The sequence below is a fragment of the Ornithinicoccus hortensis genome, assembly GCF_006716185.1.
Classification (GTDB): Bacteria; Actinomycetota; Actinomycetes; order Actinomycetales; family Dermatophilaceae; genus Ornithinicoccus; species Ornithinicoccus hortensis.
Genome location: NZ_VFOP01000001.1, coordinates 3,408,530 through 3,435,030 on the forward strand (window position 1 = coordinate 3,408,530; position 26,501 = coordinate 3,435,030).

The window sequence follows — 26,501 nt, forward strand, 5'->3', positions numbered from 1 at the left end:
CCCGGGTCGCTCAGTCGCCGGTCGCCAGGTGCTGCTCGATCGACCGGATCACCGCGGGCCGCAGGTCGGAGGCCGCGATCACCTCGTCGACCGACCCCACCTCGACCGCCCGGTGGATGTTGTGGATGCCGTCGAACTCCGCGGCGACCTCACTGATCTTCTCGGCCCGCAGCGACGCCCGCAGGTCGGCCAGCTCCACCTGGAGCGCGGCCCGCTCCCCGACGGGCGCGGCCGCGATCCGTTCCTCGAGCTCGAGCACCTGCGGGCTGGCCGCGGCCCGCTTGTCCACCTCACCGGCGAAAACCACGGCCGCCGCCGGGGCGCCGCCCAGGACCGAGGCATACGACCCCTCGATCGCCAGCACCGTCATCCGCGGGTTCAGCCGCTTGGAGAAGACCACGAACGCCCCGCCGTGGTAGCGGGAGATCACGCAGAAGACGATCGGGCCGTCGAAGTTGACGATGGCCCGGCCGATCTCGGCGCCGTACTCCAGCTGCAGGTGCCGCATCGAGTCCGGTGACCCGTCGAAGCCGGACAGGTTGGCCAGCACCACCAGCGGGCGGTTGCCGCTCGCGGCGTTGATCGCCCGGGCCGCCTTCTTCGAGGACCGCGGGAACAGGGTCCCCGCCGTGTAGGTGTCCGGACCGTCCGTGGGCGGGAACCCGCGCCGCGGGACGGGGCGCGACTCGATGCCGAGCAGGCACACGGCATACCCACCGACGTGCGCGTCCTGCACGACCGCGGTGTCCGCGTCCGCCATCCCGGCCCACCGTTCCAGCGTCGGGTGGTCCTGGTCGGCGAGCGCGGCCATCACGGTGCGGATGTCGAAGGCCTTCTTGCGGTCCGGGTTCTTGGTGGCCGAGAAGATGTCCCCGACCGTCTGGAAGTCCGGGGAGGCCGGGTGGTCGTGCGGGTATGCCGTGACGTCGCGTTCCGCGGGGTCGTCCGTCGGGGCGCGGCGCGGGCCTGGCTCCCCGGGTGCGACGTAGGTGTGCTCGTAGTGCGACATCAGCGTGTCGACCGCGCCGGCGAGGTCCCGCGCCCAGTACTGCGCCTGGCCGTTGGGGCCCATCACCCGGTCGTAGCCGCCGATGCCGAAGTTGTCCTCGGCCGACACCCCGCCGGAGAAGTCCAGCGACTGCTTGCCGGTGAGCACCATCGCGCTGTCCGGCGTCATCACCAGGATGCCCTTGGTGTGCATCAGCATGGTCGCCTCGGCGTTCCAGTAGGGCTGGGCACCGACGTTGATCCCGGCCACCACGATGTTGATCTCCCCGCCGGCCTGGGTGAACTCCACGATCCGTTTCAGCGCCTCCGCGACCCAGTCCATGTTCTCGGTGCCGGAGTCCATCGAGATGCGGGCGCCGGCCGACAGGGCGTACCACTCCACGGGGACCCCGAGCTGCTCGGCCAGGTCCAGCGCGGCGATCACCCGGGCGCACTCCGGCTCCGACACCGCGCCGAGCGACCGGGTCGGGTCACCGCACAGCACGACCCGGGTGATCCCCTCGGGGTGCAGGTCGGTCGGCGTGGTCACGACGGCCGCGATGACGCCGGTGCGGTTCAGCCCGGGCGCGCGGTCGACCGGGACCAGCCGCCCGGTCTCGTCGAGGTCGTGCTCGACCAGCGTCCCGGTCCGCCGCGTGATCACGTCGGTCAGCTCGTAGGGGTAGACCAGGCCGCGCCGGCGGGCGCGCAGCACCTTGCCGGCGTAGTCGTCGACCGGCTTCAGCGGCTCCGTCGGGGGCGCGTCGACCGAGGCGATCACCCCGGCCGGACCGGCGTGGAACCGGACGGCGAACCGGACCGGTCCCTCTGGCCGGGCCAGGCGGCCCTGCGCGACGACCTCCTCGATCCCGGCCCGCTCGGTGAGCGGTGTGATCTTGTGCTGCAGGGCGGTCAGGTCGGCCAGGTCCACCTCGAGCACCGGCCAGACGGTGACCCAGACGTGGTTGGTGTCCCACTTGGCGCCCTGGGCGCCGCGGGCCGTGCGGGCCCGCCGGATCGCCTCGAGGCAGCTCTCGACCGCACGCTCCCCGTGCGGCATGCCGACGACCCGGCCGTCCTCGTCGCGCACGACCGCCAGCTGCCGCACCTGGGCCAGCGCCACGAGCCTGCGGTCGCTGGGGTTGCTGCGGGCCACGCACTCGTACAGCAGCACGTCGTCCGGGGCCTCCACCCGGGTGATGTCGAACTCGCGCAGCCGCCACAGGTCCAGCCGGCGGCCCACCATCGGGTGGACCCCCCGGACCAGGGTGTCCTCGTGGATCCCGCCCTCCTCGTCCGGACGCAGCGTGATGTATTCGATCGGGCGGTCCGGCCCGGGGCAGCAGGCGATCGCGACCCGGCGGCACCGGTGCGGGAAGTCCAGGGAGTCCAGCGTCCGGGCGAGCGCGTCGCTGGCCTCCTGGACGTCCTGCGGCATGTCCGGCCAGTGCAGGTAGAGGTCGACCACCACGCCCACGTCGTCCGCGACCGCGGCCACCTGCTCGGAGAGCGCGGCGACCAGGGCCGACCCCGGCCCGGACAGCTCGGCCACGGTCCCGATGGTGGTGACCAGGCGGGTGGGCCGCTCGTCCAGCACGTAGTCGGCGGTGACCAGCTCCCGGTCGGCCGCCTCGAGGTTGCGCACGTCGTGCAGGTCGAACTCCCGGTAGTGCCGGCGGACCAGCACCTCCAGCATCGGTTCGCGCGAGGGGACCCCGCCCTCGAGCCGCGCCGCGAGCACCCCGGCGATCCGTTCCGGGATCGCCGCGAGCCGCTCGATCCGCTCGGCCCGGTCCGGCAGGTCGTCGCGCTCGGCCAGGGCCGCCACCTCGTCGCCGACGCCGGCCAACGCGCTGGTCCGGTCCTCGTCCACGCTCGGTTGGTCGAACCACCTGAACCGGACGCTGCGGGCCAGGTCACCGATCACCGGGTACCGCAGCTGGGTCGCGCGGACCAGCCGCTCCAGCACGCCACGGACCTCCAGCGCCTGCTCCTGCGGGGGCGGTGCCTCCCCGATCCAGGACTGCAGCAGGGTGGTCACCACCTGCAGGTCGCGGGTCGAGCGCTGCTGGGCCAGGAAGATCCGGAAGACAGCGTCCTCCAGGGCCTCGGTGCGCTCCAGCTCGGCCACCCCGTAGTGCTCCAGCACCGCCAGCAACCGGTTGCGGAACGAGTCGGGCAGGCCGCCCCGCTCGACGTCCAGGCTCTGCAGGTAGGTGTGGAAGTGCTCTCGGGAGCTGTGCACGCGCAGCTCGGTGTGCTGCTCGTCCTCACCGGGCCGGTTGCGGGTGAGCTCGGCGAGGTCGGCGAAGGTGGCCAGGATGTCGGCCTCCCCGTCGAGCAGGGCCGCGCGGCTGTCCGTCGCCCCCAGCTCGGCGCGGGCCGCGAGGTATGCCGTCAGCGCGTCCCGTTGGGCGCCCAGCGGGACGTCGTAGCCCAGCACCCGGGCCACGAGGGCGGTCCGGATCGCCTCCACCCGGCTCTGCGGGGACTCCTCCTCGGGGGTGGCGGGCAGGTCGAGGTCGGGCCCCTCCTGGCCGGTCCCCTGCTCGGCGTCCGCCTCCTCCTCACCGGTCGGCTCGAGCCGGATCAGCGGGGCTCCGGTCTCCACCTGGCCACCGGTGCGGACCATCACCTCCCGCACCCGTGCGGCGAACGGCGCGTGCAGCACCGTCTCCATCTTCATCGCCTCGAGCACCAGGATCTGCGCCCCGGCCGCGACCTCGTCGCCGACCGCGACCGGCGTCGCCACGACGAGGGCCGGCGACGGCGAGCGCAGCACGCCCCCCTCGTCCCGGCTGACCCGGTGGGTGACGCCGTCGACCTCGACCAGGTGGGTCGGGCCGTGGACGGCGCTGACGATCCGGTGCCGCCGGCCGTTCACCGTGAGCCGGCCGTGGAACTCGTCGATCTGCTCGACCTCGGCGTCGACCGTCGCCTCCTGGCCGTTGCCCGCCACGGTGACCCGGAACCGGCGCGGCCCCGTCTGCAGCGCGGTGACCTGCCAGGTCAGTCCCCGGAGCTTCAGGTCGACCGGGCGGCCGGTGTCGTGCTGGACCTGCGGCCGTCCGCCCCGGGCCGTCTCCAACAGCCGGGCGACCTCGAGCTGCTGCTCCTCGACATACGCGTCGATGCCCGCGGCCACCAGCGCCACCCCGGAGTGGCGGTGGTTGACCAGGCCGCCCTCGGCGCGCACCCGGTCGATCCACCCCGTGTCAGCCCACCCGGGGGACTCTGCCCCCGGGGCACCCCCCGCACTCGGCGCTCCAGGCTCCGCCCCTTCGAAGTCACCGGTCACGGCGGGTTGCTCGAGCAGCTCGAGGATGAAGCTCTTGTTGGTGGCCCCGCCCTCGATGACCACGGTCGTCTCGGCGACGGCACGGCGCAGCCGGGCGAGGGCCTCCTGCCGGTCCCGGCCGTAGGCGATGATCTTGGCGATCATCGAGTCGAAGTCGGCCGGGATGGCATCGCCCTCACCGACCCCGGTGTCCACCCGGACGCCCGGTCCGTGCGGGAGCTCCAGCAGGGTGATCCGGCCCGGGGCCGGGGCGAAGTCGCGGTCCGGGTCCTCGGCGTTGAGCCGGGCCTCGACGGCGTGCCCCTTCTCCACCGGACGGTCCCCCTCCAGCCGGCCACCGGCTGCGACGTGCAGCTGGGCGCGGACCAGGTCGACGTCGGTCGTCAGCTCGGTGATCGGGTGCTCGACCTGCAGCCGGGTATTGACCTCCAGGAAGGCGAACTGGCGGGTGCCGGGGTGGTACAGGAACTCGACCGTCCCGGCCCCGCGGTAGTCGACCGCCAGCGCCAACCGTTCCGCCGAGGCCTTCAACTCCTCGGCCTGCTCGGCGGTCAGCAGCGGGGAGGCCGACTCCTCGATGACCTTCTGGTTGCGGCGCTGCACCGAGCAGTCCCGGACCCCGATCGCCCAGGCGGTCCCCTGCCCGTCGGCGATGACCTGCACCTCGACGTGCCGGGCACCGGTGACCAGGCTCTCCAGGAAGACCACGCCGCTGCCGAAGGCACGCTCGGCCTCGTCCCGGGTCCGCTGGTAGACGTCGCGGAGCTCGTCGGCGTCGGCCACCTTCCGGATGCCGCGCCCGCCGCCGCCGGCACTGGCCTTGAGCATCAGCGGGTAGCCGATCCGGTCGGCCGCCGCGAGCGCCTCGTCCAGGCTGTCCAGGCCGCCGCGGCTCCACGGGGCCACCGGCACGCCGACCTCCTCGGCGATCAGCTTGGACCCGATCTTGTCGCCCAGCCTGCGCATCGCCTCGGCGCTGGGCCCGATGAAGGTGATGCCGAGCCGGTCGCACAGGTCGACGAACGCCGGGTCCTCGGCGACGAACCCCCAGCCGACCCACACCGCGTCCGCCCGGGTCTCGACCAGCGCCTGCTCCAGGACCGCCAGGTCCAGGTAGGGACGCGCCGAGGCGGGGCCGATCGGGTGGGCGATGTCGGCCTCGCGGACGAACATCGCGCTGCGCTCGGCGTCGGTGTAGAGGGCGATCGTCTGCAGGGGCGGGCCGCCGGCCGCATTGTGGTCACGCACCGCGTGGATGAGGCGGGTGGCGGCCTCACCGCGGTTGACGACGGCTACTCGAGAGAACATGCATCTCCAGGTGGTTCGGGCAGTGCGGTCCGGCGGGGCAAGAGGGTGCAGCACGACGGTGCCATGCCGGGGCGGTTACTGGCTAGTGCCCGCCCCGGAGTGGCGGGGAACCAGGGCCGCGCGCGGGTCGGCGCACAGGGCGGCCGCGGGCCCACCTGGCAGGCTGATCCCATGAACCACGCACCCGGTCGGCACCGGTGAGCACGCCCGCCGGCACGGTCCGCTCCCTGCTGCTCACCCGTCCGGTGGACCCCGCGCCGGCCTGGGGGCTGGTCCCGGCGGGCATGGTGGCGGCCGCCGCGGTCCTGCTCTTCGGTGTCCACGTGCGACCGCCCGGCTACCTGCTCCTCGTGGCGGGCGTGGTCCTCGGCCTCCTGCTGGACCGGCCGCTGGGACGCAGCCTGTTCCTCATCGCGCTCGGGCAGGGGATCATCAGCACCATCTCGCTGGAGGCCGACCTCAGCAACGCCGGGATGGCCCGGTTCACGGTGGCCCTGTCGCTGGCCGTGCTGGTGCCGTTCGCGGTCTCCCGCTGGGTGTTCGGCGACCGGGTCATCCGGTTCCCGCTGCGCACCGGCGAGCCGTGGTCCCGGGTGGCCTGGGGCTACCTGGTCGGTGTCGTGCTGCTGGGCTACCTGGTCCTGCCGTGGTACTTCCTCACCTCCGGCGCCTACGCCAACTGGCCGCCGGTGGCCGGCGCCCAGCAGATCGGGCGCCTCTTCGTGGGGGTCAACGCGGTCGGGATCTGGGACGAGCTGTTCTTCGTCTGCACCGTGTTCGCCCTCTACCGCCGACACTTCCCGTTGTGGCAGGCAAACCTGCTGCAGGCCGCGATCTTCGTCTCCTTCCTCTGGGAGCTGGGCTACCGCAGCTGGGGCCCGTTCCTGACCGTCCCGTTCGCGCTGGTGCAGGGGCTCACCTTCGCGCTGACCAAGTCATTGACGTATGTCGTGTGCGTGCACCTGCTCTTCGACCTGGTCGTCTTCGCGGTCCTGGTGCACGCCCACAACCCGCACCTGTTCGACGTCTTCCTCACCGGGTCGGCCCGCTAGCGGTTCGGCCGGCCCCGCCGCGGACGTCTGGAGGACCGACGGACGTCAGGCGGGTTCAACCCGGGTGCCGGCCAGCCGGTCGTGCACGGCCCGGCCCTGGCCGAGGACGACCCCGCCGACGAGCACCCCGATGATCAGGTAGCTCAGGCCCCCGGCGACGATCGTCACCGGGTCGCCGTCCTCGAATCCGCCGTAGGCCGCGCCGATGGCCACGGTGTGCCCGACCTGCCACGGGATGGTGATCTTGACCAGGTTGCGGAGCAGCGCCCGGCTCGGGCTCGGGGCTTCCTCCGTCGTCGCTCCGTCCCGCGTCCCGCCGGCGGAGCCGTCGACCACCAGCCGCAGGCGCCGCTTGCCCCAGGTGGCGCGGGCCGGGCCGGACTCCGCGCGGGCCGCCACCCCGGCGGCGAGCAGCGGCGGGACGGCGCTCAGCCCCCATACCGCCCACTGGTGCTGCCCCACCCCCGTCTGCTGCAGCACGATCCCGACCGGCAGGGTCGCTGCGGCGATCCCGAGGTAGCCCAGGCAGTCGAGCGCGTAGGCCTTCCCCCGGGGGACTGCGAGCCGATGCATGCCCGACACGCTAGCGGCAGATCCACGGTGAAGGTTCGAGGCGGGCGGCAGGGCGGGCGTGCTCCTTGGGCCCGGCACCACCAGACCCGCTACGACAGTCGGTCGAGGGCGCGGAGCAGGTGGTGGGTCCACCAGGCGAAGTCGTGTCCGCCCACCACGATGGTCAGGTCGGCCTCCGCACCGGCCGCCACGACGGCATCGCGGAAGTGCTGCGCCTGGTCGACCATGGTCCCCTCGTCGGTGCCGGCCTGGACCACGAACCGACCCCTCAGCTGCCCGAACTCGCCGGAGGCGATCCGGCGGACCAGGTCACCGGGGACCGGGTTGTCGCGGCGCGGCTCGTCTCCCCCGACATACCAGAACGATCCCGACTGGACGATGGCCTGCCCGACCAGGTCGGGACGGGTGACCGTGACGGCGGCCGCCGCGAGACCACCGAAGCTCTGCCCCGCGATGATGACGTGCTCCGGGTCGATCGGCCCAAGGTGCTCGGCCCGGCGGCGCAGGCTCGCCTCGACGAGCGCGGCGGCCCGGCCCGGCTCCGGCAGGTCCACCGCGCGCCGGCCGGGGTCGCCGCTGTCGATGAGCAGGACCTCCAGGTCCAGCCCGGCACGGTCGAGCGCATCCGCCAACCCCATCGCGGCCCACTGCTCGCCGTCGAAGAGCACCAACAGCCGGGGCCGCCGGCCACCCTGCGGCGCGCGGCCGCCGGGCGACCGGTGCCGGACCGTCCGGGGCTCACCGTCCAGGTCGCTCACCTGCCACTGCGTCCACCGGGCCTCCTGGGTGGGCGCATCGAGCCAGGCTGGGTGCTGGTAGGCCTCCGGGAGGACGAGGACACTCGACTCCGCCCCCAAGGCGTGCGGGAGCCACCGGGGGTTGCCCGGGTCCCGCCGGCCGGCCCGGTGCACCGCCAACCAGCCCTCCCTGGTCGCACCCGCGTCCCGCGGCAACCGCTCGGCCTCGACGATCCGGTAACCCCAGGTGCCCTCGGCCGGCAACCACAGCGACCGGTGCCACAGGTCGGTGTCGGGCATCCGCTGCAGCAGGGCCGGGGTGATGTCCTCCCGGTGTGCGTCGGTAATCCCGTTGAGGTGGACCATCACCTCCCGGTCGGTCTGCTCCTGGCGCCACAGGAAGGTGACCTGTCGGCACGCCCGCCCGTCGATCTCGGCGCCCTCGCCGATCACCGGTATCCGTGGCCTCCCCGCCCAGAACCGTCCGGCCGCGGCCGCCCGGTCCGGGGCGTCGGCGAGGTCCGTCAGCCATCGGGGTTCGGCCGCGACCAGGGCGGTGGGGCCGGGTGTCATCGCCCGTCCTTCCCGGTGACCCGCCGGTCACGGGGGACCACGAGGGGTCGGCCGTTCTCGGGGTCCTCCAGGACCAGGGCGTCCAGCCCGAAGGCGGACCGCAACAGCTCCGGGGTCAGCACCCGGGCGGCCGGACCCTGCGCCACGATCGCCCCCTGGCTCATCACCACGATGTGGCTGGCATACCGGGCCGCCATGTTGAGGTCGTGGAGCACCGCCACCAGGGTGCGGCCGCGGTCGTGCAGGTGGGAGCACAGGTCGAGTACGTCGATCTGGTGCACCACGTCGAGGTAGGTCGTCGGCTCGTCGAGCAGCAGGATCGGGGTGTCCTGCGCGAGGGTCATCGCGATCCACACCCGTTGGCGCTGCCCGCCGGAGAGCTCGTCGACCATCCGGTCGGCCAGGTCGAGCATGCCCACCTCGCGCAGCGCGTTCTCCACCACGTCAGCGTCCTCCGTCGACCACTGCCTGAGCAGCTGCTGGTGGGGGTAGCGTCCGCGCGCCACCAGGTCGGCCACGGTGATCGCGTCCGGGGTGACCGGCGACTGGGGCAGCAGGGCCACCCGCCGGGCGACCTCCTTGCTGCGGTACCCGCCGATCGCCTTGCCGTCCAGCAGCACCCGACCCGCGGTGGGCGACAGCATGCGACCCAGGGCGCGCAGCAGGGTGGACTTGCCGCAGGCGTTGGGACCGACGATGACGGTGAACTCACCGTCCAGCACCTCCAGGGACAGGTCACGGATCACCGCGTGCCCCGGGTAGCCGAGGTCGACGTGGGAGGCCGACAGGCCCCGAGCGGTCTGTCCGGGAAGGCCCGGGTCGGCTGCCAGGAACGAGGTCGTCATGCGTGGGTCCTTTCAGGCTCGTCGGGCGAGCAACCAGATGAGGTAGAGGCCGCCGATGACGGCCGTCACCAGGCCGACGGGGGCGGGCACCCCGAAGTCGATGCGTTGGCTGATCAGGTCGGCCAGCGACAGCAGGAGCGCGCCCATCATGAAGGAGGGCAGCACCACGACGCCCCCGCGGTGGCTCAGCCGTCGCACGATCTGTGGGGCCGCCAGGGCGATGAAGGCGATCGGGCCGGTGGCGGCGACCGCCACACCGGTGAGGGCGACCGCGAAGACCAGGGCGGCGAACCGGTAGCGCTCGACCGGGATCCCCAGCGAGTATGCGGAGTCGTCGCCCATCTCCACGTACGTCACCTGCCGAGAGCAGGCCATGATCAGCGGGACCAGGATCACCACCGCGACGGCGACGCTGACCACGTGGGGCCAGCCGCGACCGATCAACGACCCGGCCTCCCAGCGCTGCACCATCTCGGCGTCGCGGATGTCGGCGCGCACCATCAGGAAGGAATTGATAGCCGCCAGGATGGCGCCCACACCGATGCCGACCAGGACCAACCGGATCCCCGCGCTCACCCCGTCCCTCCGGGACAACGCGTAGACGGCAAGGGCCGTCACCACCCCGCCGACGACGGCAGCCACGGCGGTCTGCAGCAGCCCGCCGCCGAGAAGCAGGATCTGGATCACCGCGCCGGTCGCCGCCCCGGTCGTGAACCCGATGATGTCCGGGGATCCCAGGGCGTTGCGGGACAGGCTCTGGAAGACCGACCCGGCGATGCCGAGGCTGCCGCCGACCAGCGCTGCGGTGAGGAACCGGGGCAGCCGACGGCCGCGCACCGTCCGCACCACCCGCTCCTCGCCGTCCCCCACGAGCGCCCGGAAGACGTCGTCCGGGGCCACCTCCAGGGTGCCGGTAGTCATCGTGACGATGCCGATGACGGCGGTGACCAGGGCCAGGACGAGACCGACCCCAAGCGCCCGCGGAGCCACCCGCAGCGAGAAGGGCCCGAGCCGCAGCACCCAGCCGCTGACGATGGTGCGTCGGCGCGGCGAGCGCCGCCACAGGTTCAGGGTCGTCACAACGAGGCCATCCTCCGCGAGCGGACCAGCATCACGAAGACCGGCCCACCGAGCACGGCCGCCGCGATGCCGGTCTGGAGCTCACCCGGCGCGATCGCCCAGCGCCCGACCGTGTCGGCGGCCACCAGGAAGGCCGGCGCCACCACCAGGACCGTGGGCAGCAGCAGTCGCTGGTCGGGGCCGACGAGGGAGCGCACGATGTGCGGGGCGGCCAGTCCGACGAAGCCGATCGGCACGGCGGCGGCCGTGGCTGCCCCGGCGAGGAGGACGACCGCGATGGCCGCCCCCGCGCGGGTCACCCCCGGGTTCACCCCCAGCGCGCGGGAGGCGTCCTCGCCCAGCGCGATCGCGTTCAACGGCCTGATCAGGACGAGCGTGATCGCCACACCCGCCAGCACGAACGGGAGGACGATCACGGTCACGTCCAGGCCCCGCCCCTGCAGGCTCCCCACGGCCCAGTACCGGAACTGGTTGAAGGCCGCCTGGTTCCCCAGCAGCATCGAGTTGGTCAGGGCGAGGAGCAGCACGCTGATCGCGGCGCCGGCGAGCGCCATCCGCACGGGGGTCCCCTGGCTCCGGTGGGCGGTGCCCAGCAGGTAGACCAGCACCGAGCTGAGCGCGGCCCCGATGAAGGCGAACCACAGGTAACCCCCCACGGTGGTGACGCCGAGGTAGCCGATGGCGATCACGACGGCGAACGCCGCCCCGGCGTTCACGCCCAGGAGTCCGGGCTCGGCCAGGGGGTTGCGGGTCACCGCCTGCATCAGGGCCCCGGCCGCGCCCAGGGCCGCTCCCACGACGATGCCCAGCACGAGCCGTGGCACCCGGGACTTCACGACGATCAGGTGGTCGCTGTTGGTGGGGTCGTAATGGAAGATCGCGTCGATCGTGGTGCCGAGCGGCACGGGGTGGGAGCCGATCGCCAGGCCTCCGACGCCGGCCACCGCGAGCGCGACGACCGCCAGGCCGACCAGGAGCCCAGCCCGCGCGGCGTTCCGGCCGGCGGTGGGTCCCGCAGCGGTGTATCGGGCCGGGCGGCGGGACCGTCCCGGCCTGGCGGGACCCGTGGGGCCCGCGCCAGGTCGGGACGGGGCGGGGTGACTCACTCGCCGCCGAGCCCCGCAACGATCGCGTCGATCATCTGCTTGCCGGAGTAGTAGTCGATCCGGAACGAGGTCGGGCCGGTGGCGTACACCTGTCCGTTGGCCACCGCCGGCGTGTTGGCCAGCAGCGGGTCGTTCACCAAGGAGTCGGCCTGCTCGTCGCCGCCGGCGATGACGAAGACCACCTCGGGGTTGGCGAGGGCGGCGGGCAGGTTCTCGGCGGTGAAGAAGCTCACGTCACTCCGGACCTGGTCGGCGAGGTCCTCCGGGCCGACCACGTAGTCGAACCCGAGACCGATCAGGATGGCCGCCTGCGAGCTCTCCGCGCTGAACACGCCACCGCCGTCGGCCCCGTTGTATGCCAGGGCGGTCGCGGTCTGGCCCGGGAGCGTCAACGAGGCCGCCGCCTCGTCGACGTAGGCCTCGAAGTCGTCCAGGGCCACCTGGACGCCGTCCTCGGCACCGGTCGCCTCCCCGAGGGTGACGGCGAGGTCCTCCCAGGTGTGGGCGCCGTAGTCCAGCATGATCGTCGGCGCGATCTCGCTGAGCTGGTCGTAGGAGTCGACCGTGGCGTCGGCGCCGACGGTGGAGCCGATGATCAGGTCGGGCTCCATCGCCTCGATCGCCTCGATGTCCAGCGCCAGGTTGGGTAGAGCACCTCGACACCGCGCTCGTCGGCGACATCGGCCCACTGCGCGAAGAAGCCCTGGTCGTCGGTCAGCGGCCCGGTGCCGGTGGCCGCGCTGGCGCTCACCGGCGCGTCGATCGCCAACAGCGTCCCGGTCAGCGTGATCGAGGTCGAGACGACGACCGTGGGCTCCTCCGGGATCTCCGTGGTGCCGGACTCGTGCTCGATCGTGCGGGGCCACTCCCCCGCGGCATCGTCCGCAGCGTCGTCCTCGCCCGTGGCGTCGTCGGCGGATTCCTGGCTGTCGTCGGTGCCGTCGTCCCCGTCGGTGGCGACCTCCTCGGGAGAGGTGTCCTCCGACTCCGCGTCGTCAGCAGAGGAACATGCGGTCAGCACGAGGGCCGCGCTGCACAGGGCAGCCACCAGGGGGCGGAAGGCACGGGGACGATGGGTCAGACTCACGGAGAGCACCTTTCAGGAACGAGACGGGAACGCCAGACGACAAAAACATTAGGCGTGCCTTACCTCCGACGAGGACCACGTATGACCTCCATCACGCGGCCGAGCCGTGGCGGCGCCCGGCACCCCTCCCGGCAACTCGTGGCAACCGCTGTCCTAGCGCGCCCGGCGCCGCTAGATTCCGGCATATACCCCTCGGCGAACCCGGCTGGGGCAGCAACCGACACGTTCGCGTGTCGCCCGACAAGGAGCATGCATTGACCGAACACGCGGGGCTTGAGACCCAACTCTCTCGGGAGAAGGACCCCTACCGTCTCGACCCGGAGAACATCCAGGACCCACCGAAGACCTGGAAGGGCAGCCTGCGCTTCCTCGGCCCCGGCATGATCACCAGCGCCGCCGTCGTGGGGTCGGGCGAGTTGCTCACCGCCACCGCGCTGGGCGCCCAGGTCGGGTTCGTCCTGTTCTGGCTCGTCTTCGTCTCCACCTTCGTCAAGGTGTGGGTCCAGGTCGAGCTCGCCCGGTGGTCGATCTCCACGGGCAAGCCCGCCATCAACGGCTACAACGACGTCCCGCCCAAGATCGCCGGCCGGGGCTGGATGGCATGGCTGGTGCTGTTCATGTTCCTGCAGTTCCTGATCGGTCAGGCCGGGGTCATCGGCGGCAGCGCGCTCGCCTTCTCGATGTTGCTCCCCATCGGGGGCGATCCGTTCTCCACCATGTCCATCGGCATCTGGGTGCTCATCCTCGTGCTGGTCGTCATCGCGATCCACATCTCCAACCGCTACGAGATCGTCGAGAAGCTGTCCACCGTGCTGGTGGTGCTGGTCACCCTGTTCGCCGTGGTGATGGTCTTCCTGGTGCAGTTCACCGAGTTCTCCTGGAGCATCGCCGACCTGGCGGGTGGGATGCGCCTGCAGATCGCGGCCGGCGGCATGGGCGTGGCCCTGGCGATGTTCGGGATGACCGGTGTGGGGGCCGGTGAGATCACCGCCTACACCTACTGGACGGTCGAGAAGGGCTTCGCCGCCTGGACCGGACCCAACGACGGTTCCGAGGCCTGGGCGCAGCGCGCCCGCGGCTGGATCAAGGTCATGAAGCTCGACGCCTGGGTCTCCTGGGTCATCTACACCGTCTCCACCGTCGCCTTCTACATGCTCGGCGCCGCGGTGCTGCACCCGCAGGGCCTGAACCCGCAGGGCACCGAGGTGATGGAGGTCATCTCCAGGATCTTCAGCGGCACGGTCGGCGAGTGGGGCGGCGTGGTCTTCCTCTTCGGTGCCGGCGTCGCGCTCTACAAGACGATCATCGCCAACGTGCCCAGCCTGGGCCGACAGGTCGGCGACACGCTGTCGGTCTTCGGCGCCTTCGACTGGACCGACATGCACAAGCGCGACACCTGGATGCGCGTCATCATGATCGTGCTGCCGATCACCTGGGGCACGCTGGCCGTCGTGGTCAACTCGCCCCTGGCCCTGGTGATCGTCGCCGGCATCCTGAACTCGCTGTACCTGATGGGCGTGGCCGTCTCCACGCTGTACCTGTCCCGGACCGAGACCGACCCGCGGGTCAAGGACGGCAAGGTGTTCACCACCCTGCTGATCGTCTCGGCGATCGCGATCTTCTCGGTCGGGATCATCTCTCTCATCGACATGTTCTGAGCCAGGAGGCAATCGTGCAAGCTGTCGTCGTTCACGGAGCCGGAGACCTGCGGGTCGAGGACGTGCCGGACCCCACCTGTCCCCCGGACGCTGTGCTGGTCCGGATGGAGTGGGGCGGGGTGTGCGGGTCCGACCTGTCCTACTGGAAGAACGGGGCCTCGGGGACCGCCATCCTGCGGGACCCCCTGGTCCTGGGCCACGAGGTGGCCGGCCGGGTCGCCGAGATCGGCGCGGCCGTGGACCCCGCCGCCCTCGGGGACATCGAGGTCGGCACCCCGGTGACGGTCCACCCCGCCACCCTGGTTGGGGACGAGGGCCTGCCCGAAGACCTGGCCGACCGGACCAACCTGTGGCCCCAGGTGCGCTACTTCGGCTCGGCCGCCTTCCAGCCGCACGAGGCGGGTGGCTTCAGCGAGTTGCGGGCCGTCCGGCCCGACCAGCTCCGCCGGCTGCCGGACGGGGTGTCGACCCGGGAGGCGGCCCTGGCCGAGCCGCTGGGCGTCGCGATCCACGCCCTGCACCGCGCCGGGGACATCACCGGCCGGTCGCTGCTCGTCAACGGCTGTGGTCCGATCGGGTTGCTGGCCGTGGCCGCGGCCCGCGCCATGGGCGCCCGCCACATCACGGCCGCGGACCTGTCCCCCGCGGCGCTCGACCTGGCGACCGCCCTCGGCGCCGACGCGGTGGTGGACATCTCCGCCGGCGACGCGCTGCCGGCGGACGTCGAGATCGCGGTCGAGGCGTCCGGGGCCCCCAGGGCCCTGGGCGGGGTCATCGCCGCGGTCCGCCGCGGCGGCGTGCTGGTCCAGGTGGGCAACCTGCCCGCCGGCGAGGTGAGCGCGGCGCTGGGCAACATCGTCACGCGGGAGATCGACTACCGGGGCTCCTACCGGTTCGTCGACGAGATCTCCGAGGCGCTGACCATGCTGGCCGGCCCGGTCGACTTCACCCCCGTGATCACCCACACCTTCGACCTGGCGCAGGCCCAGGAGGCGTTCGAGGTGGCCGCCGACCGGTCCACCGGCTCCAGCAAGGTCCTGCTCCGACTCAGCTGATTCCCCACCACGCACCGCCCGGTGGCGTGCCACCGGGCCGTGTGTAGTGTGAGGAGTGCCGAACGCGCCCACGGCGCGCACCCGCTTCAAGTGGAGGTTCCAGATGGCTGACTATGCCCTTCCCGACCTGTCCTACGACTACGGGGCACTGGCCCCGCACATCTCCGGCGAGATCATGGAGTTGCACCACTCCAAGCACCACGCCGCCTACGTGACCGGGGCGAACACCGCCCTGGAGAAGCTGGCCGAGGCCCGCGACAAGGACGACTTCGCCAGCGTCAACATGCTGGAGAAGAACCTCGCCTTCAACCTGGGCGGGCACGTGAACCACTCGGTGTTCTGGAAGAACCTGTCCCCGGACGGCGGTGACAAGCCCGAGGGCGACCTGGCCGCCGCGATCGAGGACCAGTTCGGCTCCTTCGACGGCTTCCGGGCGCACTTCACCGCCAACGCGACCGGCATCCAGGGCTCCGGCTGGTCCATCCTGGCCTGGGACAGCGTGGGCCAGAAGCTGATCATCGTCCAGCTCTACGACCAGCAGGGCAACCTGCCGATCGGCCTGGTCCCGCTGCTCCTGCTGGACATGTGGGAGCACGCGTTCTACCTGGACTACAAGAACGTCAAGGCCGACTACGTCACGGCCTGGTGGAACATCATCAACTGGGCCGACGTCGCGACCCGCTTCGAGGACGCGCGCACCAAGACGGCGGGTCTGATCGTCCCCCAGTGACGCGCCTGCCGGGCGCCGCCCGCCCGACCTGACGGTCGGCATACGGCAACCCGCACGACAGGACCCCGCGGACCGAGCGTCCGCGGGGTCCTGTCGTGTCCCCAGATCCGGTGCAGGACGGCCTGTTCCCTTGACAGGGAGCCCCCTCCTCTGGTGAGACTTCGGCACCAGACATCACGCGAGGGGGACACCACGTGGAGACAGAGACCGGCCTGGCCATCATGGGAGTACTGGGGGTCGCCTACGGCCTCGGGGTGGCGTTCGCCCCCGCCAGCCTGCGGGAGGGCCCGCACTGGGGCCGCCTGGTCCAGGGCGGCGCGGTGTTCCTGCTGCTCCTGCTGGTCGTCCTCGTCGGCATCCCGTACCTGAGAGGGGACTCATGAGCACGCAGGACAACGCCGCCCAGAGCGTCTTCAAGACTCCGGGCGCCCAGCTCACCGCGCTGCTCGCGGTGGTCTACGGCATGGGAGTCGCCTTCGGTCCCCAGCTGTGGGACCAGGAAGGGTTCTGGGACGTGTGGCTGATGGCCGGGGCCGCGGTGGTCGGGTTGTGCTTCATCGCGACCATCGTCGTCCCGCTGGTCCGCGGGCTCCGCTGACCCCGGCCCACCCTCCGGCGAGGGTGGCGTCCTGCGGTCAGCGACCGCCGGGCATCTCCATCAGGTCACTCTCGGCCGGAGCCTGGACGTCCACGTCCTCGCCCCAGCTATTGATCGTCATCTCGGTCTTGACGTCCGCCATGTCGAAGGCCACCTTGCGCATCAGGTCGTTGTCGTCGACCCACACGTCGTAGGCGATCGTGTCGGGCATCCCGGCGACGCTCTCCTGACCGCTGGCCTCCATCGCCGCGGCGGTGTCCACGTTGAGCGTGTAGTGCTCCATGGACTCGCCCTCGATCTGCTCGGTGCCGACCAGGGTGATGCTGGTGGTCCCCTCGTCCCAGGCGTCCCAGGTGCTCTCCATGTCGATGGCCGACGTCGGGTCCTCGCCACCGCCCAGGGCGAGCTCCTCGGGGCCCATCCGTATGTACTTGCCCTCGCCGGTCATCTCCGGGATGGACATGTACATGGAGCCGTCCAGCATGATCATGTGGACCTGCCCGAGCTCGGCGATCTCCATGGTGGCCTCCATCGCCGGGGAGTTCCCGCGCATGTCGGCCTGACCGGTCATCGTGATGTTCTGGCCCTGGCCCTCCATCGACATGTCGAACGCGAAGGACCCGAGCACGTCGTTGCCGGGGGCCTTCAACCGGGCCATGAACTCGTCCTTGTCCACGTCCGAGCCCGCGGCGGTGCCGCCCTCGTCCCCGGAGTCCCCGGTGTCACCACCGTCCTCGTCCCCGGTCTCCTCACCGGTGTCGCCGCCCGTGTCCCCGGTGTCGCCACCGTCCTCGTCCCCGGTCTCGTCGCCGGTGTCCCCCTCGTCCACCGGCTCGTCGGCGCCCTCGTCGGACCCCTGGGACTGGCTCGGCTCGACGACCTCCGGGGCGTCGCTGTCCCCGCAGCCGGCCAGCACCAGCGCCAGGCCGGCCACCGCCAGGCCGCTCGTCCGGGTCTTGGTCAGAAGCTTCATGGGTGTCCCTCTCGATCAGGTGATCGCCGTTTCCGTACGATCTGCTCGTCCCACGGTCTCACGCTGGATGCGCACTCCGACAGAGACCTGTGTTCTCATTGCTATAAACCTGACGTCCCATACCCTTCCGAGGTTCCATGAACGGCAACTCCACATTCCGCTACCACGACACCGCGGTCCTCTCGATCACGGCGGTCGACGCGCCGGTGGTGATGACCTCGGCGGAGTTCGACACCCGGATCGGCGACTCCTACCGGCGCAACGGGTTGCGCCCCGGGATGCTGGAGAACCTGGCCGGGATCACCGAGCGGCGCTGGTGGGCGGACGGCACCAGCTTCGTCGACGGTGCGATCGAGGCCGGGGCCAAGGCGATCGCGGCCTCCGGGGTCGACCCGCAGCGGATCGGGCTGATGATCAACACCTCGGTGTGCCGGGACAACCTGGAGCCCTCGGTCGCGGTCCGGATCCACCACGAGCTGGGGATGCCGAGCCACTGCCTCAACTTCGACCTGACCAACGCCTGCCTCGGCTTCGTCAACGGGATGCAGCTGGCGGCCACGATGATCGACGCCGGTCAGATCGACTACGCCCTGATCGTGGACGGGGAGGACGCCCGCCGCACCCACGAGAACACCCTGGACCGGCTGTCCTCCGAGGACGCCACCGCCGAGGACCTGCTCGGGGAGTTCGCCAGCCTGACCCTGGGGTCGGGCGCGGCGGCCATGGTGCTGGGCCGGGCCAGTGAGCACCCGGAGGGGCACCGGGTCGTCGGGGGCGTCTCCCGTGCCGCCACGGAGAACCACGGGCTGTGCGTCGGGGACTACGAGAAGATGAGCACCGACACCCGGGGCCTGCTGGTGGCGGGTATGCAGCTGGCCGGGGAACTCTGGGAGGACGCCAGGTCCGAGTTCGACTGGGCCGACATGGACCGCTACATCGTGCACCAGGTCTCCCAGGTGCACACCAAGCAGACCGTCAAGTCGCTCGGCCTGGACCTGGACCGGGTGCCGCTGACCTTCCCCTACCTGGGCAACGTGGGCCCGGCGGCCGTCGCCATCACGCTGGCCAAGGAGGCCGAGGAACTGACCTCCGGGGACCGGGTGCTGATGATGGGCATCGGCTCCGGCCTGAACATGACGTGCCTGGAACTGGCCTGGTGACACCCCGCGCCACGCCGGGGCTGGACCCGGCGTGGTCACGCACCGTCCGCTCCCCCGACGCCGAGGGTGTCCCGCGCACCTGGCACGTCCTGGACAACCTGGCCCAGTTGCAGGAGCGGGGCGAGCAGGTGGTCGGCACCGTCGTCTGCGTGCACGGCAACCCGACGTGGTCCTACCTGTGGCGCCGCGTCCTGGCCCAGGCGCCCCCCGGGTGGCGCGTGGTCGCCCCGGACCACCTCGGGATGGGGTGGTCCGAACGGCTCACCGACCCGCGCGGCCTCGGCCAGCGGATCGCCGACCTCGACGCCCTCACCACCACCCTCGGGGTGTCCGGGCCCGTCGTGCTGCTGGCGCACGACTGGGGAGGTCCGATCGGGCTGGGCTGGGCGCTGCGGCAGCGCACCGACCTGGCGGGGGTGGTGCTCACCAACACGGCCGTGCACCAGCCGTCGGACGCCGCCTTCCCCGCCGCCATCCGGGTGGCGCACAGCTCGGCGATGCTCGACCTGGTGTGCCGCCGCACCCCGGCCTTCGTCCGGGCGGCGACCGCCACATGCCGGCCCGCGCTCCCGGCCCCGGTCCGGGACGCCTTCGCCGCGCCGTACGCCACCGCGGGCCGCCGTCAGGCGGTCGCCGACTTCGTCGCCGACATCCCGTTCCGGTCCGGCCACCCCAGCGCCCCCGTCCTGGACGACATCGCCGGCCGCCTGTCCTCCGAGCTTGCCGACGTCCCCACCCTCCTGGTGTGGGGCCCCCGCGACCCGGTGTTCTCCCAGCGCTACCTCGAGGACCTGCTGCGCCGCCTCCCCCACGCCGACGTCCACCGCTACCAGGACGCCTCCCACCTGGTCCTGGAGGACCGCCCCGAGGGCGTCGACCTGATCTGGTCCTGGATCGAGGGGTCCGTCGGAGCTGCAGGATTATCGGGTGACCCGATAATCCTGCCCTTCGGGGCAGAAGCTTCCCGGGACGAAGCGCCAGGTTCCGGGGTGAAGCAACCGGACAGCGCCCCCGGGGTCCCGATCAGGGTCGACACCACCCACCCGGACGACACGTCCATCGCCGAGCTCACCGACCACGGCCGCACCATCACCTTCGGGGCACTGGCCGAGCGCGTGGCGGCCGTGGCGGCGGCGCTGCACGCCCGCGGGGTGCGCGAGGGAGACCGGGTCGCGGTGCTGGTGCCTCCGGGGATCGACCTCACCACGCTGGTGTATGCCGTGTGGCGGCTGGGCGGGGTCATCGTGGTCGCCGACGCCGGGCTGGGGCTGCGTCGCCTCGGCGGCGCCCTGCGCGGCGCGGGGCCCGACCACGTCGTCGGGATCGGCAAGGCGCTGCTGCTGGCCCGCGGGACCCGCGTGCCCGGCCAGCGGATCCGGTTCGACACCGCCGACGCCGACACCCTGGCCCTCGAGGGAGCGGCCCTGCCCCCCGCCCCGGAGCCCGCGGCGGACGCGGAGGCGGACGGGGCGATCCTGTTCACCTCCGGCGCGACCGGCCCACCCAAGGGGGTGATCTACACCCGGGGCCGGTTGGAGGCCCAGGTCGCCCTGCTGCGGGACACCTTCGACCTCGTGCCCGGCGACCGGCTGGTCGCGGCGTTCGCCCCGTTCGCCCTCTACGGGCCCGCGCTCGGGCTGGGCTCGGCCGTCCCGGACATGGACGTCACGGCCCCCCACACGCTCACCGCGGCCGCGCTGGCCGAGGCGGTCGCGGCCGTCCGGGCCAGCGTGGTCTTCGCCTCCCCCGCGGCGCTGCGCAACGTGGTGGCCACCGCCGACGACCTGACCCGGCGGCAGGCACACGCCCTCCAGCGGCCGCGCCTGGTGCTCTCCGCCGGTGCCCCCGTGCCGGTGGCGCTGCTCCACCGGGTCCGCGCCCTGCTGCCGCACGCGGCGACCCACACGCCCTACGGCATGACCGAGGCGCTGCCCGTCGCCACGATCGACCCGACGACCGGTGACCCCACGGACACCACCGACACCGACCCGGCCACCGGCGAACCCGACGGACCCGGCGGCGTGTGCGTCGGCATACCGGTGGACCGCGTCGAGGTGCGGATCGCCCCGCTGGACGCCGAGGGCCGGGCCGGGGACGGGTTGACCGACGAGGTCGGCGTCACCGGCGAGATCGTGGTGCGCGGCCCGCACACCAAGGCCCGGTACGACCGCCTCTGGGGCACCCAGCAGGCCAGCGAGCGACCCGCCGGGTGGCACCGCACGGGCGACGTCGGCGAGCTCGACGACCGGGGCCGGCTCTGGGTGCAGGGCCGGCTGGTGCACGTGGTGTCCACCCCGGACGGCCCGGTGACCCCGTATGCCGTGGAGCACCGGATCGAGCGCCTGGACGGCGTCAGCGCCGCCGCCGTGGTCGGGGTCGGCCCCCGGGGCACGCAACAGGTGGTCGCGGTGGTCGTCCCGGAGGAGCGGATCGCCTCGGGTCTGCGGCGGCTCGGGGGGACCCCGCTCGCCGGCGCCGACCTCGCCGCCCGAGTGCGGGAGACCGCCGGCGTGCCCGTCGCGGCCGTGCTCCTGCGGGACTGGCTGCCGGTCGACGTGCGGCACGCCTCGAAGGTCGACCGCGGCGCGCTGGCCGTCTGGGCGACCCGCCTGCTGCACGACCGTCCGGCCGCCCGGGCACTGGCCCGCCGTTCCGGCCAGGCCCCGGCCACCAAGAGCCGCTGATGCGGGTCCTCGTCACCGGCGCCAGCGGGATGCTGGGCCGCGCCACCGCCGACCAGCTGGCCGCGCGGGGCGACGAGGTCACCGTGATGCAGCGCCGCCCCTCCGCGGGCGCCCACCGCCAGGTCCTGGGTGACGTCGCCGACCCGGCGGCGGTGGCCCAGGCGGTCGCCGGCCAGCACGCGGTCGTGCACCTGGCGGCCAAGGTCGACGTCGTCGGGCCGTGGGCCGAGTACGAGCGCACCAACGTGGAGGGCACCGGCCACCTGCTGCGCGCCGCGCGGCAGGCGGGGGTGCGGCGGTTCGTCCAGGTCTCCTCGCCGTCGGTGGCCCACGCCGGCCGGTCGCTGACCGGTGTCGGCGCAGGCCCCGCGGACCCCGAGCACGCACGGGGCAACTACGCCCGGAGCAAGGCCGCGGCCGAGCTCCTGGCGCTGTCCGCGGACGCCTCCGGCTTCGCCGTCACCGCGGTGCGCCCCCACCTGGTGTGGGGACCGGGCGACACCCAGCTCGTCGGGCGGATCCTGCAGCGGGCCCACGAGGGCCGCCTGCCGCTGCTGGGGCGGGGCACCCCGCTGGTGGACACGACCTACATCAGCAACGCCGCCGACGCGCTGGTCGCGGCGCTGGACCGGATCGGGGACGCCCACGGGCAGGCCTTCGTGGTCACCAACGGCGAGCCGCGCCCGATCGGGGAACTGATCGCCGACATCTGCCGGGCGGGCGGCGCCCCCGTCCCCCGGCTGCGGATCCCGCCCCGCCTGGCCTGGGGCGCCGGCGCGCTGGTGGAGGGGGCCATGGCGGTGTGCGCGGCGGTCCCCGCGCTGCCCACGATCACCGAGCCACCGCTGACCCGGTTCCTGGCCGAGCAGCTCAGCACGGCCCACTGGTTCGACCAGCGGCGCACCCGGGAGGTCCTGGCCTGGACGCCCAGGGTGAGCCTGGACGAGGGGCTGGGCAGGCTGTCGGCAACCGGCTGAGGTTTCGGATACCGTGGGTACCCAGTACTTGGACCGACGTGAGGGTCATGAGCGACACAGCAGCACTGGCACGAGGCCTCGCCGTCAGGGCCGCCTACGGGGGCGGGACACTGGCGGTCGCGGGCCTACTCGGCGTCGGCCTGTTGCGGGCCCAGGTTGCGATCGCCAAGCACGTCATCGGGGACACCCCCGGCTTCTCCCATGACGACGAGGGCAGCTACGGCGCGGGCATCGGCGACCCCCACCGGATCCTCGTGCTCGGGGACAGCACCGCGGCCGGGGTGGGCGCCGGCAGCTCCCAGCACACCATCGGGGCAACCATCGCCACGGGTGTCGCGGCCCTCTCGGGCCGGCCCGTGGAGCTGCGCAACGTCTCCCGCAGCGGCGCCACCTCCCCGCAGCTGATCGCGCAGACGGACCGCGGGCTGGCGGCCATGCCGGAGCCCGAGGTGGTCGTCATCATGATCGGCGCGAACGACGTCAAGGAGCGGATCGACCAGGACTACGCGGTCCGCTGCCTGTCCGAGACGGTGCACCGGCTGCGCGCGGCGGGCGCCGAGGTCGTCGTCGGGACCTGCCCGGACATGGGCACCATCCGACCGATCCCCCAGCCGCTGCGCTCCCTGGTCCAACGGTGGAGCCGTGACCTGGCCGCAGCCCAGACCGTCGGCGTCGTGCAGGCCGGCGGGCGCAGCGTCTCGCTGGGCGACCTGCTCGGGCAGGAGTTCTGGGAACAGCCCGCGGAGATGTTCAGCGAGGACCGGTTCCACCCCTCCGCCGCCGGGTATGCCCGGGCCGCCGCTGTCCTGTTGCCGAGCGTCTGCGACGCCCTGGGGATGCTCACGCCGGACACCGGGCGCGCCCCCGACCACCACCGTGGGGAGCGGGTGGAGCCGCTGGTCACCGCCGCGGCCCGGGCCGCTCGCGAGCCCGGCAGCGAGGTCACGCCCGTCGAGGCCGAGGGCCACGGACGGCACGAGCGCAGCCGGTGGGCCCAGCTGCTGCGGCGCCACGGCGCCGACGTCGCGGGGTCCCGGGACGGCACGCCTCCCGACCCACCAGCGCCCGGGGCGGCGGACGGGGCCACCGCGGCCGGTGACGAGGCCGACGCACCCGGCTGACGACATACCCCTGGGAGCCCGTCTCCCCCGGCGCCTAGACTCGGCGCAGAGCCCAGCCCATCAACCCTGGAGGACCCATGCCCGAGGCCGTCATCGTCGCCGCAGCCCGCACCCCGATCGGACGGGCCTTCAAGGGCTCGCTGACCAGCGTGCGCCCCGACGACCTCGCCGCGGGCGTCATCCGCGCGGCGCTGGACCAGGTGCCGGACCTGGACCCGGGCCTCGTCGAGGACCTCTACCTGGGCTGCGCCGAGCCGTGGGGCGAGCACGGCTCCAACATGGCCCGCGTGGTGTCCGTGCTGCTCGGGCTGGACCAGCTGCCGGCCTCGACCGTCAACCGGTTCTGCGCCTCCTCGGTGCAGACCACCCGGATGGCCTTCCACGCGATCAAGGCCGGGGAGGGAGACATCTTCATCAGCGCCGGGGTCGAGTGCGTCTCCCGCTACGTCGACTTCGCCGGCGCGGGCGGCAGCAAGGCCGACTGGCAGAACCCCGTGTTCGCCGACGCACAGGCCCGCAGCGCCGCGATCGCCGCGTCCAACGAGACGTGGACCGACCCCCGGGAGCAGGGGCTGCTGCCCGACATCTACCTGGCCATGGGGCAGACGGCCGAGAACGTCGCCACCTCCCGCGGGATCAGCCGCGAGCGGCAGGACGAGTGGGGGGTGACCAGCCAGAACCGCGCCGAGGCCGCGATCGCCGCCGGCGTCTTCGAGCGGGAGATCGCCCCGGTGACGCTGGCCGACGGGACCGTGGTCAGCACCGACGACGGCCCCCGCGCCGGCGTCACCCTGGAGAAGGTCTCGACCCTGCAGCCGGTCTTCCGGGAGGACGGCACCATCACGGCGGGCAACTGCTGCCCGCTCAACGACGGCGCCGCCGCCCTGGTCGTGATGAGCGACACCAAGGCCAAGGAGCTGGGGCTCACCCCGCTGGCCCGGGTGGTCTCCACGGGCGTCTCGGCGCTGTCCCCCGAGATCATGGGCCTGGGCCCGGTCGAGGCCTCCCGGCAGGCGCTGGCCCGCGCCGGGATGACCATCGCGGACATGGACCTCTACGAGATCAACGAGGCGTTCGCCGCGCAGGTGCTGCCCTCGGCCGACGACCTGGGCATGGACTTCGACAAGCTCAACGTGCACGGCGGTGCGATCGCCCTGGGCCACCCGTTCGGTTCCACCGGCGCCCGGATCAGCACCACCCTGATCAACGGGCTGCGCACCCACGACGGCCAGTTCGGGCTGGAGACCATGTGCGTCGGCGGCGGTCAGGGCATGGCGATCGTGCTGGAGCGCCTTTCCTGACGGTCAGTCCGGCGGGCCGACCGCCGAGTCCTCGCGGTCGTCCCGGGACTCGGGGTCCGGGACGTCCCGGACCCCCAGCGAGTCCAGGGCCAGCGGCCCCAGGTAGGCCTCCGTGGCGATGAGGCCGGCGAAGACCAGGCAGGTAGCGGCCCACGGGGCGTGGTCGTAGAGCACGCCCGCCAGCACCCCACCGGCTGCCGAGCCGAGGAAGACCGCGTTGCCGACCAGGCTCATCGCCGTCCCCACCCGTTCCCCGGCGGACTCCGTGACCGCGGCGTCGGTGATCGGCGACAGGGCCGCCCAGGAGGCGCCGGTCAGCACCCAGAGGACCGCGATGGTCACCGGGTCGGGGGCGAAGGCGAGGGACCCGGCGCAGACCGCCGAGGCCAGGCTCGCCACGACGAAGGTCGCCCGGCGACCAAACCGGCGGACCAGGCCGTGCAGGGGCCGTGGGAGGACGGTCATCGCGATCCCGCCGGGGAGGAAGACCAGCGCGATCTGGTGGACGTCGAGGTCAAAGGACCGTTGCAGGTGCAGCAGGAGCAACAGGCCGACACCGGCCGCGGCCAGCCCGGAGAGCGCCTCGGTGGCCAGCAGCACCCGGAAGCGGCGTAGGCCGCCGGGCACCGGGGTGGGACGCCGGCGGGGCTGCGCGGTCCGCCCGGCATACGCCAGGATGCCGGACCCGACCAGGCACACCGCGGCGAGGACCAGGAACACCCCGCGGAAGTCCAGCGCCGGCAGCAGCACCATCGCCGGGACCCAGAAGAACCAGGACCCGAAGGCGACGGCCGAGTAGAGCGAGGCGAAGGCGCCGTCGTCCTCGGCCAGGTACTCGGAGACGATGGCCCTGACCGTGACCCAGAACACCGCGCCACCGGCCCCACCGACTGCGGCCGCCGCGTAGGCCAAGTCGAAGGTGGGGGTCAGGGCGTATCCCGCGAGGCCGAGCCCGAAGAGGCCGGCTCCCAGGGCGGCGGTCCGTGGTCGGTTGCGGGTGTCCGCGAGCCAGCCGGCGACCGGACGGGCGAGCACCGAGGCCACCAGTTCCACCGCCAGCAGGACCCCGATCGCCGTCCCGGAGGCCCCGAAGGCGGACCCGGCCCACAGCGGCACCAGGAAGTCCAGGATCTCGCCGGACCCGCCGATGAGGACCGCCCCGCGGATCGCGGCCCGCCGGCGACCTGCCGGACGCGCGTCCTCGCGCACCTGCCCACCCCCGGTCGTCCTCACCGGCCCCATCGTGCCAGCGGCGGGCCCCCTGGACCCATGACAGGTGTCACCGAGAAGATCGCTAGAGGCTGCGCCGAAGCGCGGTGAGACGGGCGGCGAGCTCCTTGGTGGGTAGGCCCGCCTGCTGGTGGTCGTAGACCATCACCTTCAGCTGCTCCAGCAGCACGGCCGGCCCCAGGTCGGGCACCTCCACCCTGGCCCGCCCCTCGGCGTCGGCCACGCCGTCGGCCAGGGTCTGCACCAGGTCACGCACCACCGGGACACGAGAAAGCGCGTGGTCCAGCGGCAGCTGCTGCCACCGCCGGACCACGCGCTCCAGCTCGGTCCCGACCGTCTCGTGCGCCGCACCAGGGGTCGGGGTCACC

General features: G+C 72.8%; 22 protein-coding genes. 11 read left to right on the top strand and 11 right to left on the bottom strand.

The genetic code is table 11. The features are described 5' to 3' along the window. Positions 1-10 precede the first annotated feature (10 nt). Positions 11-5,593: an ATP-binding protein gene (locus tag FB467_RS15940; RefSeq protein ID WP_141785974.1), complete on the bottom strand. Its 5,583-nt coding sequence runs from the start codon at positions 5,591-5,593 to the stop codon at positions 11-13. Between the two features lie 284 nt (positions 5,594-5,877). On the opposite strand from FB467_RS15940, the gene FB467_RS15945 reads away from it, so the two are divergent. Beyond that, positions 5,878-6,645, top strand: a complete 768-nt coding sequence (locus tag FB467_RS15945; protein ID WP_228393397.1) for a CPBP family glutamic-type intramembrane protease — start codon at positions 5,878-5,880, stop codon at positions 6,643-6,645. A 45-nt stretch (positions 6,646-6,690) separates the two neighbouring features. Here the strand turns inward: FB467_RS15945 and FB467_RS15950 are convergent, their stop codons facing one another. The 7 genes from FB467_RS15950 to FB467_RS19155 form a co-directional block, all read right to left on the bottom strand. Continuing rightward, a complete protein-coding gene (locus FB467_RS15950) occupies positions 6,691-7,218 on the bottom strand; it encodes an RDD family protein (protein ID WP_141785976.1) in 528 nt (175 codons plus the stop codon). Between the two features lie 89 nt (positions 7,219-7,307). Further along, complete coding sequence (locus FB467_RS15955) at positions 7,308-8,528, bottom strand: enterochelin esterase domain-containing protein (RefSeq protein WP_141785977.1); 1,221 nt, start codon at positions 8,526-8,528, stop codon at positions 7,308-7,310. Next, the gene (locus tag FB467_RS15960; protein ID WP_141785978.1) at positions 8,525-9,373 is read right to left on the bottom strand and encodes an ABC transporter ATP-binding protein; all 849 of its coding nucleotides are present in this window, start codon (positions 9,371-9,373) and stop codon (positions 8,525-8,527) included. The genes FB467_RS15955 and FB467_RS15960 overlap by 4 nt, the downstream gene beginning before the upstream one ends. Positions 9,374-9,385: 12 nt before the next feature. Continuing rightward, positions 9,386-10,453 carry a FecCD family ABC transporter permease gene (locus tag FB467_RS15965; RefSeq protein ID WP_228393391.1) on the bottom strand — a complete coding sequence of 356 codons (1,068 nt, stop codon included), beginning with the start codon at positions 10,451-10,453 and terminating at the stop codon, positions 9,386-9,388. Then, positions 10,450-11,397, bottom strand: coding sequence for a FecCD family ABC transporter permease (locus tag FB467_RS15970; RefSeq protein ID WP_228393392.1), 948 nt, complete (start codon positions 11,395-11,397; stop codon positions 10,450-10,452). The genes FB467_RS15965 and FB467_RS15970 overlap by 4 nt, the downstream gene beginning before the upstream one ends. Before the next feature lie 158 nt (positions 11,398-11,555). After that, positions 11,556-12,170 carry a Fe2+-enterobactin ABC transporter substrate-binding protein gene (gene fepB / locus FB467_RS19150; protein ID WP_244932749.1) on the bottom strand — a complete coding sequence of 205 codons (615 nt, stop codon included), beginning with the start codon at positions 12,168-12,170 and terminating at the stop codon, positions 11,556-11,558. Beyond that, the gene (locus tag FB467_RS19155; RefSeq protein ID WP_228393394.1) at positions 12,155-12,646 is read right to left on the bottom strand and encodes a hypothetical protein; all 492 of its coding nucleotides are present in this window, start codon (positions 12,644-12,646) and stop codon (positions 12,155-12,157) included. The genes fepB and FB467_RS19155 overlap by 16 nt, the downstream gene beginning before the upstream one ends. 254 nt (positions 12,647-12,900) lie before the next feature. On the opposite strand from FB467_RS19155, the gene FB467_RS15980 reads away from it, so the two are divergent. The 5 genes from FB467_RS15980 (at position 12,901) to FB467_RS16000 (ending at position 16,687) form a co-directional block, all read left to right on the top strand. Next, complete coding sequence (locus tag FB467_RS15980) at positions 12,901-14,304, top strand: Nramp family divalent metal transporter (RefSeq protein WP_228393395.1); 1,404 nt, start codon at positions 12,901-12,903, stop codon at positions 14,302-14,304. A gap of 14 nt (positions 14,305-14,318) precedes the next feature. After that, positions 14,319-15,359 carry an L-idonate 5-dehydrogenase gene (locus tag FB467_RS15985; protein ID WP_141785981.1) on the top strand — a complete coding sequence of 347 codons (1,041 nt, stop codon included), beginning with the start codon at positions 14,319-14,321 and terminating at the stop codon, positions 15,357-15,359. 103 nt (positions 15,360-15,462) lie between these two features. Further along, entirely contained in the window at positions 15,463-16,089 is a 627-nt protein-coding gene (locus FB467_RS15990) for a superoxide dismutase (protein ID WP_141785982.1), read from the top strand. A gap of 194 nt (positions 16,090-16,283) precedes the next feature. Further along, on the top strand, positions 16,284-16,472 hold the full coding sequence (locus FB467_RS15995) for a hypothetical protein (protein ID WP_141785983.1): 189 nt from the start codon (positions 16,284-16,286) through the stop codon (positions 16,470-16,472). After that, a complete protein-coding gene (locus FB467_RS16000; protein WP_141785984.1) occupies positions 16,469-16,687 on the top strand; it encodes a hypothetical protein in 219 nt (72 codons plus the stop codon). Before FB467_RS15995 ends, FB467_RS16000 begins: the two co-directional genes overlap by 4 nt. A 37-nt stretch (positions 16,688-16,724) precedes the next feature. Here the strand turns inward: FB467_RS16000 and FB467_RS16005 are convergent, their stop codons facing one another. After that, positions 16,725-17,660 carry an LppX_LprAFG lipoprotein gene (locus tag FB467_RS16005; RefSeq protein ID WP_141785985.1) on the bottom strand — a complete coding sequence of 312 codons (936 nt, stop codon included), beginning with the start codon at positions 17,658-17,660 and terminating at the stop codon, positions 16,725-16,727. Positions 17,661-17,797: 137 nt separating this feature from the next. Between FB467_RS16005 and FB467_RS16010 the strand changes: the two genes are divergently transcribed. The 5 genes from FB467_RS16010 to FB467_RS16030 all read left to right on the top strand — a co-directional run bounded on the left by FB467_RS16010 (position 17,798) and on the right by FB467_RS16030 (position 24,903). After that, positions 17,798-18,820: a 3-oxoacyl-ACP synthase III gene (locus tag FB467_RS16010; protein WP_141785986.1), complete on the top strand. Its 1,023-nt coding sequence runs from the start codon at positions 17,798-17,800 to the stop codon at positions 18,818-18,820. Further along, positions 18,817-21,504, top strand: a complete 2,688-nt coding sequence (locus FB467_RS16015; protein WP_141785987.1) for an alpha/beta fold hydrolase — start codon at positions 18,817-18,819, stop codon at positions 21,502-21,504. The genes FB467_RS16010 and FB467_RS16015 overlap by 4 nt, the downstream gene beginning before the upstream one ends. Continuing rightward, positions 21,504-22,481, top strand: a complete 978-nt coding sequence (locus tag FB467_RS16020) for an NAD-dependent epimerase/dehydratase family protein (protein ID WP_141785988.1) — start codon at positions 21,504-21,506, stop codon at positions 22,479-22,481. The genes FB467_RS16015 and FB467_RS16020 overlap by 1 nt, the downstream gene beginning before the upstream one ends. Before the next feature lie 47 nt (positions 22,482-22,528). Then, positions 22,529-23,602, top strand: coding sequence for an SGNH/GDSL hydrolase family protein (locus tag FB467_RS16025; protein WP_141785989.1), 1,074 nt, complete (start codon positions 22,529-22,531; stop codon positions 23,600-23,602). Between the two features lie 77 nt (positions 23,603-23,679). Beyond that, positions 23,680-24,903 (top strand): acetyl-CoA C-acetyltransferase, encoded by a 1,224-nt coding sequence (locus tag FB467_RS16030; RefSeq protein WP_141785990.1) that lies wholly within the window; start codon positions 23,680-23,682, stop codon positions 24,901-24,903. A 3-nt stretch (positions 24,904-24,906) separates the two neighbouring features. Here FB467_RS16030 and FB467_RS16035 read toward each other — a convergent pair whose 3' ends face one another. Together FB467_RS16035 and FB467_RS16040 are read right to left on the bottom strand one after the other, a co-directional pair. Further along, positions 24,907-26,136 (bottom strand): MFS transporter, encoded by a 1,230-nt coding sequence (locus FB467_RS16035; RefSeq protein WP_228393400.1) that lies wholly within the window; start codon positions 26,134-26,136, stop codon positions 24,907-24,909. 61 nt (positions 26,137-26,197) lie between these two features. Beyond that, on the bottom strand, positions 26,198-26,500 hold the full coding sequence (locus FB467_RS16040) for a hypothetical protein (protein WP_141785992.1): 303 nt from the start codon (positions 26,498-26,500) through the stop codon (positions 26,198-26,200). Position 26,501 lies beyond the last annotated feature (1 nt).

Excerpts from the sequence above, each read along its gene's own strand:
- FB467_RS16005 (WP_141785985.1), bottom strand. The coding sequence starts at position 17,660 with ATGAAGCTTCTGACCAAGACCCGGACGAGCGGCCTGGCGGTGGCCGGC.
- FB467_RS15955 (WP_141785977.1), bottom strand. The coding sequence starts at position 8,528 with ATGACACCCGGCCCCACCGCCCTGGTCGCGGCCGAACCCCGATGGCTG.
- FB467_RS16025 (WP_141785989.1), top strand. The coding sequence starts at position 22,529 with ATGAGCGACACAGCAGCACTGGCACGAGGCCTCGCCGTCAGGGCCGCC.
- FB467_RS15950 (WP_141785976.1), bottom strand. The coding sequence starts at position 7,218 with ATGCATCGGCTCGCAGTCCCCCGGGGGAAGGCCTACGCGCTCGACTGC.
- FB467_RS15940 (WP_141785974.1), bottom strand. The coding sequence starts at position 5,593 with ATGTTCTCTCGAGTAGCCGTCGTCAACCGCGGTGAGGCCGCCACCCGC.
- FB467_RS16010 (WP_141785986.1), top strand. The coding sequence starts at position 17,798 with ATGAACGGCAACTCCACATTCCGCTACCACGACACCGCGGTCCTCTCG.
- FB467_RS15960 (WP_141785978.1), bottom strand. The coding sequence starts at position 9,373 with ATGACGACCTCGTTCCTGGCAGCCGACCCGGGCCTTCCCGGACAGACC.
- FB467_RS16020 (WP_141785988.1), top strand. The coding sequence starts at position 21,504 with ATGCGGGTCCTCGTCACCGGCGCCAGCGGGATGCTGGGCCGCGCCACC.
- FB467_RS16000 (WP_141785984.1), top strand. The coding sequence starts at position 16,469 with ATGAGCACGCAGGACAACGCCGCCCAGAGCGTCTTCAAGACTCCGGGC.
- FB467_RS16030 (WP_141785990.1), top strand. The coding sequence starts at position 23,680 with ATGCCCGAGGCCGTCATCGTCGCCGCAGCCCGCACCCCGATCGGACGG.
- FB467_RS15945 (WP_228393397.1), top strand. The coding sequence starts at position 5,878 with ATGGTGGCGGCCGCCGCGGTCCTGCTCTTCGGTGTCCACGTGCGACCG.
- FB467_RS15990 (WP_141785982.1), top strand. The coding sequence starts at position 15,463 with ATGGCTGACTATGCCCTTCCCGACCTGTCCTACGACTACGGGGCACTG.
- fepB (WP_244932749.1), bottom strand. The coding sequence starts at position 12,170 with ATGGAGCCCGACCTGATCATCGGCTCCACCGTCGGCGCCGACGCCACG.